The 14,250-nt window shown below is 69.2% G+C and carries 11 protein-coding genes, 1 tRNA gene and 1 pseudogene; 7 read left to right on the forward strand and 6 right to left on the reverse strand.

Annotation, left to right across the window (positions count from 1 at the left end; all coding sequences use genetic code 11):
• Positions 1 to 60: 60 nt before the first annotated feature.
• The 3 genes from hrpA (at position 61) to OG972_RS20030 (ending at position 4,723) form a co-directional block, all read left to right on the forward strand.
• Positions 61 to 4,005, forward strand: coding sequence for an ATP-dependent RNA helicase HrpA (gene hrpA / locus OG972_RS20020; protein WP_266983416.1), 3,945 nt, complete (start codon positions 61 to 63; stop codon positions 4,003 to 4,005).
• A 114-nt stretch (positions 4,006 to 4,119) separates the two neighbouring features.
• A tRNA-Asp gene (locus OG972_RS20025) sits at positions 4,120 to 4,194 on the forward strand.
• Between the two features lie 139 nt (positions 4,195 to 4,333).
• Positions 4,334 to 4,723: a DUF6274 family protein gene (locus OG972_RS20030; RefSeq protein ID WP_266983417.1), complete on the forward strand. Its 390-nt coding sequence runs from the start codon at positions 4,334 to 4,336 to the stop codon at positions 4,721 to 4,723.
• Positions 4,724 to 5,090: 367 nt separating this feature from the next.
• Here OG972_RS20030 and bldC read toward each other — a convergent pair whose 3' ends face one another.
• Both bldC and OG972_RS20040 read right to left on the reverse strand, forming a co-directional pair.
• Complete coding sequence (gene bldC, locus OG972_RS20035) at positions 5,091 to 5,297, reverse strand: developmental transcriptional regulator BldC (RefSeq protein ID WP_003949541.1); 207 nt, start codon at positions 5,295 to 5,297, stop codon at positions 5,091 to 5,093.
• Positions 5,298 to 5,843: 546 nt separating this feature from the next.
• Complete coding sequence (locus tag OG972_RS20040; RefSeq protein WP_266983418.1) at positions 5,844 to 6,689, reverse strand: hypothetical protein; 846 nt, start codon at positions 6,687 to 6,689, stop codon at positions 5,844 to 5,846.
• Positions 6,690 to 6,865: 176 nt separating this feature from the next.
• Between OG972_RS20040 and OG972_RS20045 the strand changes: the two genes are divergently transcribed.
• Both OG972_RS20045 and OG972_RS20050 read left to right on the forward strand, forming a co-directional pair.
• Entirely contained in the window at positions 6,866 to 7,948 is a 1,083-nt protein-coding gene (locus OG972_RS20045) for a Glu/Leu/Phe/Val dehydrogenase dimerization domain-containing protein (protein WP_266983419.1), read from the forward strand.
• Between the two features lie 327 nt (positions 7,949 to 8,275).
• Positions 8,276 to 8,533, forward strand: coding sequence for a DUF3073 domain-containing protein (locus OG972_RS20050; RefSeq protein ID WP_030979949.1), 258 nt, complete (start codon positions 8,276 to 8,278; stop codon positions 8,531 to 8,533).
• Between the two features lie 169 nt (positions 8,534 to 8,702).
• Here the strand turns inward: OG972_RS20050 and purM are convergent, their stop codons facing one another.
• Complete coding sequence (purM, locus tag OG972_RS20055; protein ID WP_266983420.1) at positions 8,703 to 9,776, reverse strand: phosphoribosylformylglycinamidine cyclo-ligase; 1,074 nt, start codon at positions 9,774 to 9,776, stop codon at positions 8,703 to 8,705.
• A 60-nt stretch (positions 9,777 to 9,836) separates the two neighbouring features.
• Entirely contained in the window at positions 9,837 to 11,363 is a 1,527-nt protein-coding gene (purF, locus tag OG972_RS20060; protein ID WP_266983421.1) for an amidophosphoribosyltransferase, read from the reverse strand.
• Between the two features lie 499 nt (positions 11,364 to 11,862).
• Between purF and OG972_RS49585 the strand changes: the two genes are divergently transcribed.
• Positions 11,863 to 11,955: a putative leader peptide gene (locus OG972_RS49585; protein WP_352303411.1), complete on the forward strand. Its 93-nt coding sequence runs from the start codon at positions 11,863 to 11,865 to the stop codon at positions 11,953 to 11,955.
• A 75-nt stretch (positions 11,956 to 12,030) separates the two neighbouring features.
• A pseudogene (locus tag OG972_RS20065) lies at positions 12,031 to 12,573 on the forward strand (sulfatase); the annotation flags it as partial.
• Between the two features lies 1 nt (position 12,574).
• On the opposite strand, the gene OG972_RS20070 reads toward OG972_RS20065, so the two are convergent.
• Together OG972_RS20070 and OG972_RS20075 are read right to left on the reverse strand one after the other, a co-directional pair.
• Complete coding sequence (locus OG972_RS20070) at positions 12,575 to 13,390, reverse strand: META domain-containing protein (RefSeq protein ID WP_266983422.1); 816 nt, start codon at positions 13,388 to 13,390, stop codon at positions 12,575 to 12,577.
• 52 nt (positions 13,391 to 13,442) lie between these two features.
• Positions 13,443 to 14,243 carry a maleylpyruvate isomerase family mycothiol-dependent enzyme gene (locus OG972_RS20075; RefSeq protein ID WP_266983423.1) on the reverse strand — a complete coding sequence of 267 codons (801 nt, stop codon included), beginning with the start codon at positions 14,241 to 14,243 and terminating at the stop codon, positions 13,443 to 13,445.
• Positions 14,244 to 14,250: the final 7 nt, after the last annotated feature.

Raw genomic sequence — 14,250 nt, forward strand, 5'->3', positions numbered from 1 at the left:
CGCAGACCGCGCGAAATAGGTTCGCCGTTCCTCGGGCCCGGGTGCGATCCTGGGACCCGTATGTCTACTTCCTTTGCCGATCTCCAGTCCCAACTCGGACATGTCTCGCTCCGTGACGCGCACCGGCTCGGCCGCCGCCTCGAAGGGGCGCGCCGGATCCGTAAGCCCGAAGCCCGGCAGGCCGTGCTGGACGAGATCGCCACCCAGGCCGGGAAGGCAGCCGAGCGGCTCGCGGGGCGCGCCGAGCGGATGCCCGTTCTCTCGTACCCGGAAGAGCTTCCGGTCAGCCAGAAGAAGGACGAGATCCTGGAAGCGATACGCGACCACCAGGTCGTGATCGTCGCCGGTGAGACCGGCTCCGGCAAGACCACGCAGATCCCGAAGATCTGCATGGAGCTGGGGCGCGGCGTCCGGGGCATGATCGGGCACACCCAGCCGCGCCGGATCGCGGCCCGCACGGTCGCCGAGCGCGTCGCCGACGAGCTGAAGACCCCGCTCGGCGAGGCGGTCGGCTGGAAGGTCCGCTTCACCGACCAGGTGAACCCGGACGCGACGTATCTGAAGCTGATGACGGACGGCATCCTGCTGGCCGAGATCCAGACGGACCGCGAGCTGCTCGCGTACGACACGATCATCATCGACGAGGCGCACGAGCGGTCGCTGAACATCGACTTCCTGCTGGGCTATCTGGCCCGGCTGCTGCCCAAGCGCCCCGACCTGAAGGTCGTCATCACCTCGGCGACCATCGACCCGGAGCGCTTCGCCCGGCACTTCGGTGATGCGCCGATCGTCGAGGTCAGCGGGCGTACGTACCCGGTCGAGGTGCGCTACCGGCCGCTCCTCGAAGAAGAGGGCGACGACTCGGACCGCGACCAGATCACCGCGATCTGCGACGCCGTCGACGAGCTCCAGACGGAGGGCCCGGGCGATGTCCTGGTCTTTCTCTCCGGCGAGCGCGAGATCCGCGACACCGCGGACGCCCTGAACAAGAAGAACCTCCGCCACACCGAGGTGCTCCCCCTCTACGCGCGCCTGTCGCACGCCGAGCAGCACCGGGTGTTCCAGCGCCACACCGGGCGCAGGATCGTTCTGGCGACGAACGTCGCCGAGACCTCGCTGACCGTCCCCGGCATCAAGTACGTGATCGACCCGGGCAACGCCCGCATCTCCCGCTACAGCCACCGCACCAAGGTCCAGCGGCTGCCGATCGAGCGGATCTCGCAGGCCAGCGCCAACCAGCGCAAGGGGCGCTGCGGCCGCACCTCGGACGGCATCTGCATCCGGCTGTACTCCGAGGACGACTTCCTGACCCGCCCGGAGTTCACGGACGCGGAGATCCTCCGCACGAACCTGGCGTCCGTCATCCTCCAGATGACCGCGGCCGGCCTCGGCGACATCGAGAAGTTCCCCTTCATCGACCCGCCGGACCACCGCAACATCCGCGACGGTGTGCAGCTGCTCCAGGAGCTCGGCGCACTGGACCCGGACGAGAAGGATCCGAAGAAACGGCTGACGCAGCTGGGGCGGAAGCTCTCGCAGCTGCCCGTCGACCCGCGTCTCGCCCGCATGGTCATCGAGGCCGACCGCAACGGCTGCACGCGCGAGGTCATGGTGATCGCCGCCGCGCTCTCCATCCAGGACCCTCGCGAGCGGCCCTCGGACAAGCAGACGCAGGCCGATCAGCAACACGCCCGCTTCAAGGACGAGACGTCGGACTTCCTGGCGTTCCTCAATCTGTGGCGGTACATCCGCGAGCAGCAGAAGGAGCGCGGCTCGTCCAGCTTCCGCCGGATGTGCAAGCAGGAGTATCTGAACTTCCTGCGCATCCGCGAATGGCAGGACATCTATGCGCAGCTGCGTACGGTCGCCAAGCAGATGGGTATGCATCTGGAGGAGCCCGCGGCGGACCTGGCTGCGCCGGAGCAGGCGGTGCACACCTCGCTGCTGGCCGGGCTGCTGTCGCACATCGGGCTGAAGGACACCGAGAAGAACGAGTACCTGGGCGCGCGCAGTGCCAAGTTCGCGATCTTCCCCGGTTCGGCGCTCTTCAAGAAGCAACCGCGGTTCGTGATGTCGGCCGAGCTGGTCGAGACGTCCCGGCTGTGGGCGCGGGTCAATGCCAGGGTCGAGCCGGAGTGGATCGAACCGCTGGCCCAGCATCTGCTGAAGCGCACCTACAGCGAGCCGCACTGGGAGAAGGACCAGGCCGCGGTCATGGCGTACGAGCGGGTCACGCTGTACGGCGTACCGATCGTCGCCCAGCGCAAGATCAATTTCGGCCGGATCGACGCCGAGACGTCCCGCGATCTCTTCATCCGGAACGCACTGGTCGAGGGCGACTGGCGGACGCACCACCAGTTCTTCCATGACAACCGCAAACTCCTCGGCGAGGTCGAGGAGTTGGAGCACCGTGCGCGGCGCCGCGACATCCTCGTGGACGACGAGACGCTCTTCGACTTCTACGACCAACGGATCCCGGAGCACGTCGTCTCCGGCGCGCACTTCGACTCCTGGTGGAAGCACAAGCGCCGCGACGAGCCCGACGCGCTCGACTTCGAGCGCTCGATGCTCATCAACGAGAAGGCCGGGGCCGTCACCAAGGACGACTACCCGGACTCCTGGCGGCAGGGGAAGCTCAAGTTCAAGGTGACCTACCAGTTCGAGCCCGGCGCGGACGCGGACGGTGTGACCGTCCACATCCCGCTCCAGGTGCTCAACCAGGTCACCCCTGAGGGCTTCGACTGGCAGATCCCCGGCCTGCGCGAGGACGTGGTCACCGAGCTGATCCGCTCCCTGCCCAAGCCGATCCGCCGGCACTACGTCCCCGCGCCGAACTACGCGGGCCGGTTCCTGGACAGGGCGGTGCCGCTGCAGGAGCCGCTGCCGGTCACCCTCGCGCGTGAGCTCCAGCAGATGGTCGGGGTCCCGGTCTCCGCCGACGACTTCGACCTCTCCCGGATCCCGGACCACCTCAAGATCACGTTCCGGATCGTCGACGAGCGGCGCCGCAGAGTGGCCGAGGACAAGGACCTGGAGGCACTGAAGCTCCAGCTGCGCCCCAAGGCCCGCCAGGCCCTCTCCAAGGCCGCTGCGGCCACCGTGGGGCCCTCGGGCGAGTCCATCGAGCGTTCGGGGCTCACGGACTGGACGATCGGCACGCTGGACCGGGTCTTCGAGACCCGGCGGGCCGGCCAGCCGGTGAAGGCGTACCCGGCCCTGGTCGATCAGGAGGGAGCCGCCGCGGGCACAGTGGCCGTACGGCTCTTCGACACCGAGGCCGAGCAGCAGCAGGCGATGTGGCGCGGCACCCGGAAGCTGATCCTGCTGAACATCCCGGTGAACCCCGCCAAGTTCGCCTCGGACAAGCTGACGAACCAGCAGAAGCTCGCCCTGTCCCGCAATCCGCACGGCTCCATCCAGGCCCTGTTCGAGGACTGCGCGACCGCTGCCGCGGACCGGCTGATCGGCGCCCACGGCGGGCCGGCCTGGGACGAGGAGTCGTTCCGGAAGCTGTACGACAAGGTCCGCGCCGATCTCGTCGCGCTGACCGAGCACACGGTCGCCCAGGTGCAGCAGGTGCTGGCTGCCTGGCAGGCCTGCGAGCGGCGCCTGAAGGCCACCAACAGCCTGGTCCTGGTCAACAACGTCACCGATGTACGGAACCAGCTCGCCGCCCTCGTACCGCCGGGCTTCGTCACGAGGACCGGGCTGCGCAGGCTGCCCGACCTGATGCGCTACCTGGTCGCCGTGGACCGTCGGCTCCAGCAGATGCCGACGGCCGTCCAGCGCGACACCACGCGCATGGAGAAGGTCCACGAGATGCAGGACGAGTACGCCTGGCTGCTCGAACAGATGCCGCAGGGCAGGCCCGTTCCGCAGGAGGTCCTGGACATCCGCTGGATGATCGAGGAGCTCCGGGTGAGCTATTTCGCGCACGCCCTGGGCACCGCGTACCCCGTCTCGGACAAGCGGATCGTGAAGGCGATCGACGCCGCGGCTCCGTGATCGGGCGCCCCTCGGGGCGTATGGGAGCCACCACCAGGAGTGAAGTCGACCGGAGCGGCCAATCTCCTGTACAGTCTGGTTTCGCAGGCAGCCGCAAGGAAGCCGCGAAAACCTGGTCCTGTGGAGCAGTTTGGAGTGCTCGCCACCCTGTCAAGGTGGAGGCCGCGGGTTCAAATCCCGTCAGGACCGCAGTAACGAAAGCCCGGATCCTTCTGGATCCGGGCTTTCGCGTGTCTTGACTCCGGCAACTGCCGACGGGTACTCAGACAGCAGGGGCCGCCCCTGTTCCTCGGCGCGGGGCGGCGCGGTCCACCGGGAGGTGGCGCGGATGGCGGCGTCCACGGCGAGGCACGAGACCCGCGCACTGCTGCGCGCCCATCTGGCGGCCGCTTCCGGCTACCGGCATCTCACCCGGCACTGCCCGATCTGCCACCAGCTCCTGAGGCTCGCCATGGAGCCCGTGACGGCCTCCCGACCCGTCCCGCCCCCCGAACCGCCCACGCCATCCGGCGGGGCCCCAGCGGCCGTTCAGGAGGTCGCGGCGCTCGCCTCCCCCATGACCGCCCCCATGACCGCCCTCGACGAACAGAACTGCACCGAGAGGGCCGAGGACGAAAGTCCTGCCGCCACGCGACCGAAGGCGAGGACATCCGCCTCCCGGCAGTGGCAGGCTCGACCGTGGCAAGACTCGGGCCATGTGACGGGTGTCACTGAATGAGTTTTGAGAAAGGGTGACTTTACACCCTTCCTACAACTGGCGAATTTAATATGTGCAATTGCACCCCCCGGATGACGCTTCCGCGGGGAGGCCCAGGGACAGTCCCTGAGCCCCGGGCAACCCCCCGGAGGACCCGCCCGCACAGCACTCCACCCGAAGCCGGAGCCCCGGTCGGCCGGCCGCCCCGCGGGCACAAAAAAGATCGCGCTGGACCCGGCGGAGTCCAGCGCGATCGAACGACGTACCCCGTATTGCACAGGCATGGCGCCCGTTGGGGCGGGCGCCCGTCGTGTTGTGGAGCTATGGGTGGGCGAACGCGGGTTGGGGGACCCGGGCAGCCCGATTGTGACGCGGCGACAGGGGTGTGTCAGGCCTCGCTGCGCTGCTGCGGAATACCCGCAAGCAGTGCGCGGACCTCTGCCTCGCGGTACCGGCGATGTCCACCGAGCGTGCGGATGGACGTGAGCTTGCCTGCCTTGGCCCAACGGGTGACCGTCTTCGGGTCCACGCGGAACATCGTGGCAACCTCAGCCGGGGTCAGCAGCGGCTCGGCGTCAGGGGTGCGAGCGGTCATGAGCGGCCTCCTCGGGAGAACCGAACCATCTCGGTTCTTTCCTCTAAATTCTGCACCTTGACCCACGTTGCCCGAAATGGCGGACGCGGGCCGAGTCGGTTATAGGACGAACGGCTTGTCCTCGGCACTACAACTACACCATCCGTCCAGCCACGTCGGCCAAACCGATGGAATTGCCCTCCCAGGTGTTCATCAGCGACGGAAGCCGATGGACTATGCCATAGCGGACAGTCACACCACCGTGACGATCAGTCACAGAGCGATCAGGAGTCACCAGACCCCCCATAGCGTGCAATGCAGAGCAATCCGCCCTTACTTGGACGGATGGAGTCCTCCCCGGACTCCTTGTCCTATTTTGGCACGAGGAGTAGGGAAGGGCGCAAGGGCCCAGTTAGTGCTATCCGTCACCCTTGAGGCAAAGGCCCGGTTCGGGACGTAGGTCCCGGAGCCACGGGAGTGCGCTTCCGCCCCTTCACCCCCACCATCCTCATGAGTCACACGGACGAGCCGCAAGGGCGACCGGTTCCCGGCCCCGCACCGCCGGACTCAGCTGGCGAACTGACGGCCCCTCACGGCCCGCCAGCGCTCCGCCAGCCGCCCGTACGCCGCACTCGCCCCTTCGGTGTCACCGGCCTGCAGCGCCGCGATGCCCTCGGCGACATCCGCGGCCGACCGGTCCCCGGCGAGCTGCTCCGCCGACAGCGCATGCACCAGACCGCCGTAGTCGAGCTCGACCAGCGCGCGCGGATGGAACTCCTCCAGCCACCGGCCGACATCCACCAGGCCCTCGGTCAGCGGCGCCTCGTCGACGGTCTCCCTGAGCGTCTTCAGCGATCTGGCCAGCCGGCGGCGCGCCTGCACCATCGGGGTCCGGTAGCGCAGCACCGGCGCTCCCCCGCCGTCGGCCGCCTCCGTGTGCTCCCGCTCCTCGTCGGAGAAGAGGACGAACCAGCGCACCGGTACCTGCCACACCGCGGTCCGGATCCACGGCCGGGCGTCCGGATTGCGCTCCGCCCACCGCTCGTGGTCGGCGAGCGCCTGCCCGCGCACCACCGGCGGCAGCACCGCGTCGAGCACCGGGGCCGGGAACATCTCCGCCAGCTCCTCCAGCGCCAGCCAGCCACGCAGTCGGGTCTGCCACGGACAGACGCACACCACGCCGTCCACCTCGGCGACGAACGCGTCCCCGCTCTCGTGGACCGGCACCCCGACCGGCGGGGTGGCCGCCAAGTCGGCCAGCGAGCGGCGGAGTTCGTCCTGTGCCGTGGGGATGCGGTCGCGCCCCGCGTAGCGGGCCCAGTGGGCCCGCTCCGGCTCCGGGAAAGCGGCCAGCGGTTCGTACACCCGGAGGTAAGACGCGTAAGGAACGAGCACCGAAGACACCACCGACATGCCTCAGATCGTGTCACGCCCGTACTCCGCCAGAGGGTGATCCTTGGCACTGGAACAGATCTCCGTCCCCGTAGGACTTACGCTCGTGCCCAGTCGGACCGTCCGTGCCGGTCGGTCCGGGGCCCTCCCCACCTTCAGGGGGGTCTTCCGCCGCTTCGTACTTGGGAGTCACCACCGTGACCGATGTGACCGACGGCGTCCTGCACACCCTGTTCCACTCGGATCAGGGGGGACACGAGCAGGTCGTGCTCTGCCAGGACCGTGCCAGCGGCCTCAAGGCCGTCATCGCCATCCACTCCACCGCCCTGGGCCCGGCCCTCGGCGGCACCCGCTTCTATCCGTACGCCTCCGAGGAGGAGGCCGTCGCGGATGCGCTGAACCTGGCGCGCGGCATGTCGTACAAGAACGCCATGGCCGGTCTCGACCACGGCGGCGGCAAGGCCGTCATCATCGGCGACCCCGAGAAGATCAAGACCGAGGAACTGCTGCTGGCCTACGGCCGGGCCGTGGCCTCGCTCGGCGGGCGCTACGTGACCGCCTGCGACGTCGGCACGTACGTCGCCGACATGGACGTCATCGCCCGTGAGTGCCGGTGGACCACCGGCCGGTCCCCGGAGAACGGCGGCGCCGGCGACTCCTCCGTCCTCACCGCGTTCGGTGTCTTCCAGGGCATGCGGGCCTCGGCCCAGCACCTCTGGGGCGACCCGACGCTGCGTGGCCGAAAAGTGGCGGTCGCGGGCGTCGGCAAGGTCGGTCACCACCTCGTCGAACATCTGCTGTCGGACGGCGCCGAGGTCGTGGTCACGGACGTCCGGGAGGAATCGGTACGCCGGATCACCGATCTCCACCCGGAGGTCGCCGTCGCCGCGGACACCGCCGCGCTGATCCGTACCGAAGGTCTCGACATCTACGCCCCGTGCGCGCTCGGCGGTGCGCTGAACGACGAGACCGTCCCGGTGCTCACGGCCAAGGTGGTGTGCGGCGCGGCCAACAACCAGCTGGCGCACCCGGGCGTCGAGAAGGACCTCGCGGACCGTTCGATCCTGTACGCCCCCGACTACGTGGTGAACGCGGGCGGCGTCATCCAGGTCGCCGACGAGTTGCACGGCTTCGACTTCGACCGGTGCAAGGCGAAGGCGTCGAAAATCTTCGACACCACGCTGGCCATATTCGCACGTGCGAAGGCAGACGGCATTCCGCCGGCTGCGGCGGCCGACCGGATCGCCGAGCAGCGGATGGCCGAGGCGCGGCACGCCTGACCGCTCGTCACCGACGGTCGCGGGGCCCTCACCGGGCGTCGTGGCCGTTCCTCGGACCGCTGACCCGCCGACCGGCGAGACAAGACTCACGCCGGTCGGCGGGTCGCATGCCGAGAAGAGGTTAAAATCGCAGTTGACCAGCGAGGACGGGGCTTCTCGTTGGTCCTGTTCCGGGGCGTGTGATGCGGGCGGCGTACCGTATGGCCACGGAAGCAGGTACCGTTAAAGCCCTACGGGCACGGTCTCTCTGCCGAGAGTCCGTCCTGAAACATGAACGCGTGTCAAGACTCTGGGGCCGTCGAGCCCCGTCACCGAGGGGGTCGAGCCATGGGGCGCGGCCGGGCAAAGGCCAAGCAGACAAAGGTCGCCCGCCAGCTGAAGTACAGCAGCGGCGGGACTGACCTGTCGCGTCTGGCCAATGAGCTGGGCGCATCGCCTTCGAGTCAACCACCGAACGCAGAGCCGTTCGAGGACGACGACGAGGAAGATGACCCGTACGCACAGTACGCGGATCTGTACAACGATGACGACGATGAGGACGAGGACGACCAGTCCGGTCCGTCGTCACAGCGCCGCGGCGCTTGACCTCGCGCTGACACAGAACCCGGTCCGGGCCTGCCCGGACCGGGTTCTGTGTTGCGCTTTTCGGGGCCGATCGGCAGCTTGATCCTGCCCGGCGACCCAGGGCAGGACGGTCACCGGACGGTACCGGTGCGCCCTGCCCCCGCCGCGTGTCCCAGTGCCCTTCCCGGCACTAGCGCGCGTACGCGCCGACCAGTTCGGCACCCGAGCCGTGCGTACCGCGGTCCGTGATCTCGCCGGCCACCCAGGCGTCGACCCCGCGGTCGGCCAGCGTCGTCAGCGCCGCATCCACGGATTCCGCCGGGACGATCGCGATCATGCCGACGCCCATGTTGAGCGTCTTCTCCAGCTCCAGCTGCTCGACCTGACCGGTCTTGCCGACCAGGTCGAAGACCGCGCCGGGCGTCCACGTGGAGCGGTCGACGGTGGCGTGCAGGGCGTCCGGGATGACCCGGGCCAGGTTGTTGGCGAGACCGCCCCCGGTGACATGGCTGAAGCCGTGCACCTCGGTCGTACGGGTCAGCGCCAGGCAGTCCAGCGAGTAGATCCTGGTGGGCTCCAGGAGCTCCTCGCCGAGCGTGCGGCCGAACTCCTCGACGTCGCGGTCCAGCGCCCAGCCGGCCCGGTCGAAGAAGACATGGCGGACGAGCGAGTACCCGTTGGAGTGAAGACCGGACGACGCCATCGCGATGACCGCGTCACCCTTACGGATACGGTCCGGGCCGAGCAGCCGGTCGGCCTCGACCACGCCCGTACCGGCGCCCGCGACATCGAAGTCGTCGGGACCGAGGAGGCCCGGGTGTTCGGCGGTCTCGCCGCCGACCAGGGCGCAGCCGGCCAGCACGCAGCCTTCGGCGATGCCCTTCACGATGGACGCGACACGCTCGGGGTGCACCTTGCCGACGCAGATGTAGTCGGTCATGAAGAGCGGCTCGGCGCCGCAGACGACCAGGTCGTCGACGACCATGCCGACGAGGTCGTGGCCGATGGTGTCGTACACGCCCATCTTGCGGGCGAGGTCGACCTTCGTGCCGACGCCGTCGGTGGCGGAGGCGAGCAGCGGACGCTCGTAGCGCTTGAGGGCCGAGGCGTCGAAGAGGCCGGCGAATCCGCCGAGGCCGCCGAGGCCCGCGACCTCGGGGCGCTGCGTCTTCTTCACCCACTCCTTCATCAGCTCGACGGCGCGGTCGCCGGCCTCGATGTCGACGCCCGCTGCCGCGTAGGAAGCACCTGTTGTCTCAGACATTGCCTGGGATCTTTCGTGTGGAAATACGGGGCTGGTGGCAGGGCTGGTGCGCGTGGCCGGTCACGGACGACGCAGTGCGTCGGCCGCGGCGGTCGCCGCAGGGCCTGCCGCCAGCTCGGTCTCCAGCAGCTGCTTGCCGAGCAGCTCCGGGTCCGGGAGCTCCATCGGGTACTCACCGTCGAAGCAGGCGCGGCACAGGTTCGGCTTGGCGATCGTGGTCGCCTCGACCATCGCGTCGAGCGAGATGTACGCGAGCGAGTCGGCCCCCATCGACGTGGAGATCTCATCAACCGTCATGCCGTTGGCGATCAGCTCCGCGCGGGTCGCGAAGTCGATGCCGAAGAAGCAGGGCCACTTCACCGGTGGGGACGAGATCCGGATGTGGATCTCGGCGGCGCCGGCCTCGCGGAGCATCCGGACCAGTGCGCGCTGGGTGTTGCCGCGGACGATCGAGTCGTCGACGACCACCAGGCGCTTGCCCTTGATGACTTCCTTGAGCGGGTTCAGCTTGAGGCGGATGCCCAGCTGGCGAATGGTCTGGGAGGGCTGGATGAACGTCCGGCCGACGTACGCGTTCTTGACCAGACCTGCGCCGAACGGGATTCCGCTGGCTTCCGCGTAGCCGATGGCGGCGGGCGTGCCGGACTCCGGAGTCGCTATGACCAGATCGGCCTCGACCGGAGCCTCGGCGGCCAGCCTGCGGCCCATCTCCACACGGGAGAGGTAGACGTTGCGCCCGGCGATGTCGGTGTCGGGTCGCGCCAGATAGACGTACTCGAAGACACAGCCCTTGGGCTTCGCTTCCGCGAAGCGCGAGGTGCGCAGGCCGTTCTCGTCGATGGCGACGAGCTCGCCCGGCTCGATCTCGCGGACGAAGCTGGCACCGCAGATGTCGAGGGCGGCGGACTCGGAGGCCACCACCCAGCCACGCTCCAGCCGGCCGAGGACCAGCGGGCGGATGCCCTGCGGGTCACGGGCTGCGTAGAGGGTGTGCTCATCCATGAAGACGAGCGAGAAGGCGCCCCTCACCTCGGGAAGCACCGCGGCGGCGGCTTCCTCGATGGTGAGCGGCTTACCGTCGTCGTCGGTCTGGCCGGCGAGCAGAGCGGTCACCAGATCGGTGTCGTTCGTCGCGGCGACCTGGGTGGCGCGGCCGTCCTTACGAGGAAGGTCGGCAACCATCTCGGCGAGCTGGGCCGTATTGACCAGATTGCCGTTGTGACCCAGGGCGATCGAGCCGTGCGCGGTCGCACGGAACGTCGGCTGCGCGTTCTCCCACACCGAGGCACCGGTGGTGGAGTAGCGGGCATGACCGACCGCGATATGGCCCTGGAGAGATCCCAGAGACGTTTCGTCGAAGACCTGCGAGACCAGTCCCATGTCCTTGAAGACCAGGATCTGGGACCCGTTGCTCACTGCGATGCCCGCGGACTCCTGTCCACGGTGCTGCAGGGCATACAGTCCGAAATAGGTGAGCTTGGCGACCTCTTCGCCCGGAGCCCAGACACCGAAGACGCCGCAAGCGTCCTGAGGGCCCTTTTCTCCGGGGAGCAGGTCGTGGTTGAGTCGTCCATCACCACGAGGCACACCACCGAGTGTAGGCGAGGTCGACCACTGGTCCGAATTGGGGACACCCGGCCGGAGCACCGGGGAAGAGGCCAGAAGCGTCGTTCCGGGGGCCACGTGCGCGGTCACGGGCAGTGACGGAATTCGACTGGCGGCGGAGGTCGGAGGCGGGGCAGGATCCGCCACAGGGCGGCTGACGCCCGGCCTACCGGCGGGTTACCGGCTAGTTCAAGCCACGGGACGTCCCCGGGGGTGCCGGGCCCGGTGGTGGCGCTCGGTGAGTCCGGCGGCGGGACGCCCGGGGCGCTGGCCGAACGCTCGTTTCGTGGTGAGCCTCACACCGGGCGCGGGCCGCCGAGGCCGGTATGCGGCTTCTCCGCACCGCCGGTGTCACCGTCGGGTCCTCCGCGTGCGGGGCCGCGGGTGGGCCGCGCACAGGATCCCGGTGCGCATCGCCCCGGCGTCCGGAGAGCGAGACCGGCGTTGACAGGCGCATGCCCCGTTGGCAGGCTCCTGGCCCATGCAGCCCCTCGGTGATCGTTCGGTCACGCTCGTGGAGCGCCGCCACGTCGATCTGGGACGTGTCGCGAGCGCCATCTGTCGCTGCGCCTGATTTTCGCTGCACGCACCCCCGCGCCGGATCGGCGGCACCGCTGATTCCCGGCCGTGCGTCCACGCCCCTCGCTTCCGCCTTCTCCAGGCGTTGAAGCGGTCCGGTCAGGAGGAGGACACCCTGGTCTTCTTCGCGAGCGACAACGGGGGCGAACGGTTCTCGTACCAGTGGCCGCTCTCCGGCAACAAGTCCTCGCTGCAGGAGGGCGGGATCCGGGTTCCGGCGGTGCTTCGCTGGCCGGCCAGGATCGACCCGCGCCAGGTGAGCGGTCTGCCGGTGTTCTCACCGGACTGGACGGCGACGCTGTTGGAGCTCGGCGGCGCGCGCCCGGACCCCGCGTACCCGCTGGACGGCATCAGCCTCGCCGGATATCTGCTCCGGGACGAGGAGCCCGCGGAACGGGATCTGTTCTGGCGGGTACGCGGGGAGCGGGCGCTGCAGCGCGGCGACTGGAAGTACTACCGGGGCAGGAGCGGCGTCGACCAGCTCTTCCAGCTCGCCCATGACCAGCGGGAACAGGCGAACCGGGCGGAGGCCGAGCCGGAGCTGCTGGCCGAACTGCGGGCGTCCTGGGAGAAGACGAACGCCGGTCTGCTGCCGTACCCGACGGGGTCCTGACTCACTTTCCGGGTGCGGATGCCGTTGCGCTGAAGCCCTCGCCGTTCGCCGCGGTGAGGGTCAGCGTGCGGTGATCGATCCGGTACGTCGTCTTCCCCTGCAGGATCGCGAGCAGCGGGCGCTCCACCTCCATCTGCGGATCCGGGCACATCATCTTCGTGCCGTTGATCCGGCCGAACGCGATGGTGGAGCCGGAGACCGTCGCGGTGCCGCGCAGGTGGTTGCAGCCGGAGCTGCCCTGCACCGAGCCGTCCTTGCCGAAGGTCAGCCACGCCTTCTTCTCCGCCCCGGCGGGCAGCGACGAGGCGACCGAGCCGGAGACCAGGGTGGTGACCGTCCAGGTGGTGCCGGCGAGCGCGGCCGCGGGCTCCGAGGTGAAGGCGATGGCATCGCCTTCCGCCGTGGTCAGGGTGAGGGTCCTGTCCGCCACAGCGGCGGTGAGTCTGCCGCTGAAGGTGCGGGACATGGCCTTCTCGAACTGGTCGATGTCCTTCTGGCAGCCCTTCGTGGTCCACGCGCCCGGGGTGACGGTGATCGTGTCGCCGTTCATGCGGGCGGTGGCGGAGAAGTGGTTGCAGCCGTAGTTCCCGTAGGCCTTCCCTTCGGGCGTGATCATGACATGAGCGCCGTCCGGAGCGGCGGTTCTCCTGCCGCCGACCGTCATCGAGTCGACCTTCCAGTAGACGTCGGTGACGGGCAGATCGGTCCGTACGGAGCCGCTGTCGTCGGACCCCGAACCGGAACCGGCGCCGTGGCCCTGCTTCGTACCGCAGCCGACAAGGGCAAGAAGGGCCAGGACGCCGACGCTGACAGCCATGCGTTGTCTCAGCATGGCCATGTGACGGTACGGAGGGCCGATCCGGTTCCCCTCAGCGGAGCAGCGGCAGCAGGTCGCCGAGATCGGCCCGCTCACCGCCGGCACTGACCTCTGCCGCATCGAGCGCCGCCCGCCACTGCGTACGCCCGGTCGCGAGCCGGATCCAGGTCAGCGGATCGGTCTCGACGACGTTGGGCGGCGTACCGCGCGTGTGCTTCGGGCCCGGGACGCACTGGACGACGGCGAACGGCGGAACGCGCACCTCCACCGAGCCGCCGGGCGCCTTCTCCGCGAGGGCGTCGGCGAGCAGCCGGGTGCAGGCGGCGAGTGCCTGCCGGTCGTACGGGATGTCGAGCCCGGCAGCCGCGTTCAGGTCGTCCGTGTGCACGACGAGTTCGACGGTGCGGGTCACGAGGAAGTCACCCAGCCGCATCACACCGACCCGGGTCGGCAGCAGCCGGTCCTCGCCCACGCCCGGCACAACCGCATCGAACCGGTCGGTGACCTCCGCGTACAGCTCGTCGAGATCGGGACGGTCCGCGGCGAGCGCCCTGGTGTCGTCGGCGATCCGACCGGCCCGCCCCGCAGTCGAGAACGGCCACGCCAGCAGGGAGACCTCGGGCTTCTCGCCGGGCGGCTCGGGCAGCTCCAGGTTCCGGCAGACGTTCGAGACCGCCATGGTCAGATGGGCGGCCAGCTCCCGCACCGTCCACTCCCCGAGCCGGGTCGGCAGGGCGAGCTGATCGGGCGTCAGCGTGCTGACCGCTGACCGGACATGGGCGAACTGCGCCTGTACGGCGGTGCGGGTCCGGGCGAGGTCGTAGCGGCGGGCGCGCTTCTGGGACGGCGGCATGGGAGCG

This window comes from Streptomyces sp. NBC_01669 (assembly GCF_026339735.1).
GTDB classification, from domain to species: domain Bacteria; phylum Actinomycetota; class Actinomycetes; order Streptomycetales; family Streptomycetaceae; genus Streptomyces; species Streptomyces yanii.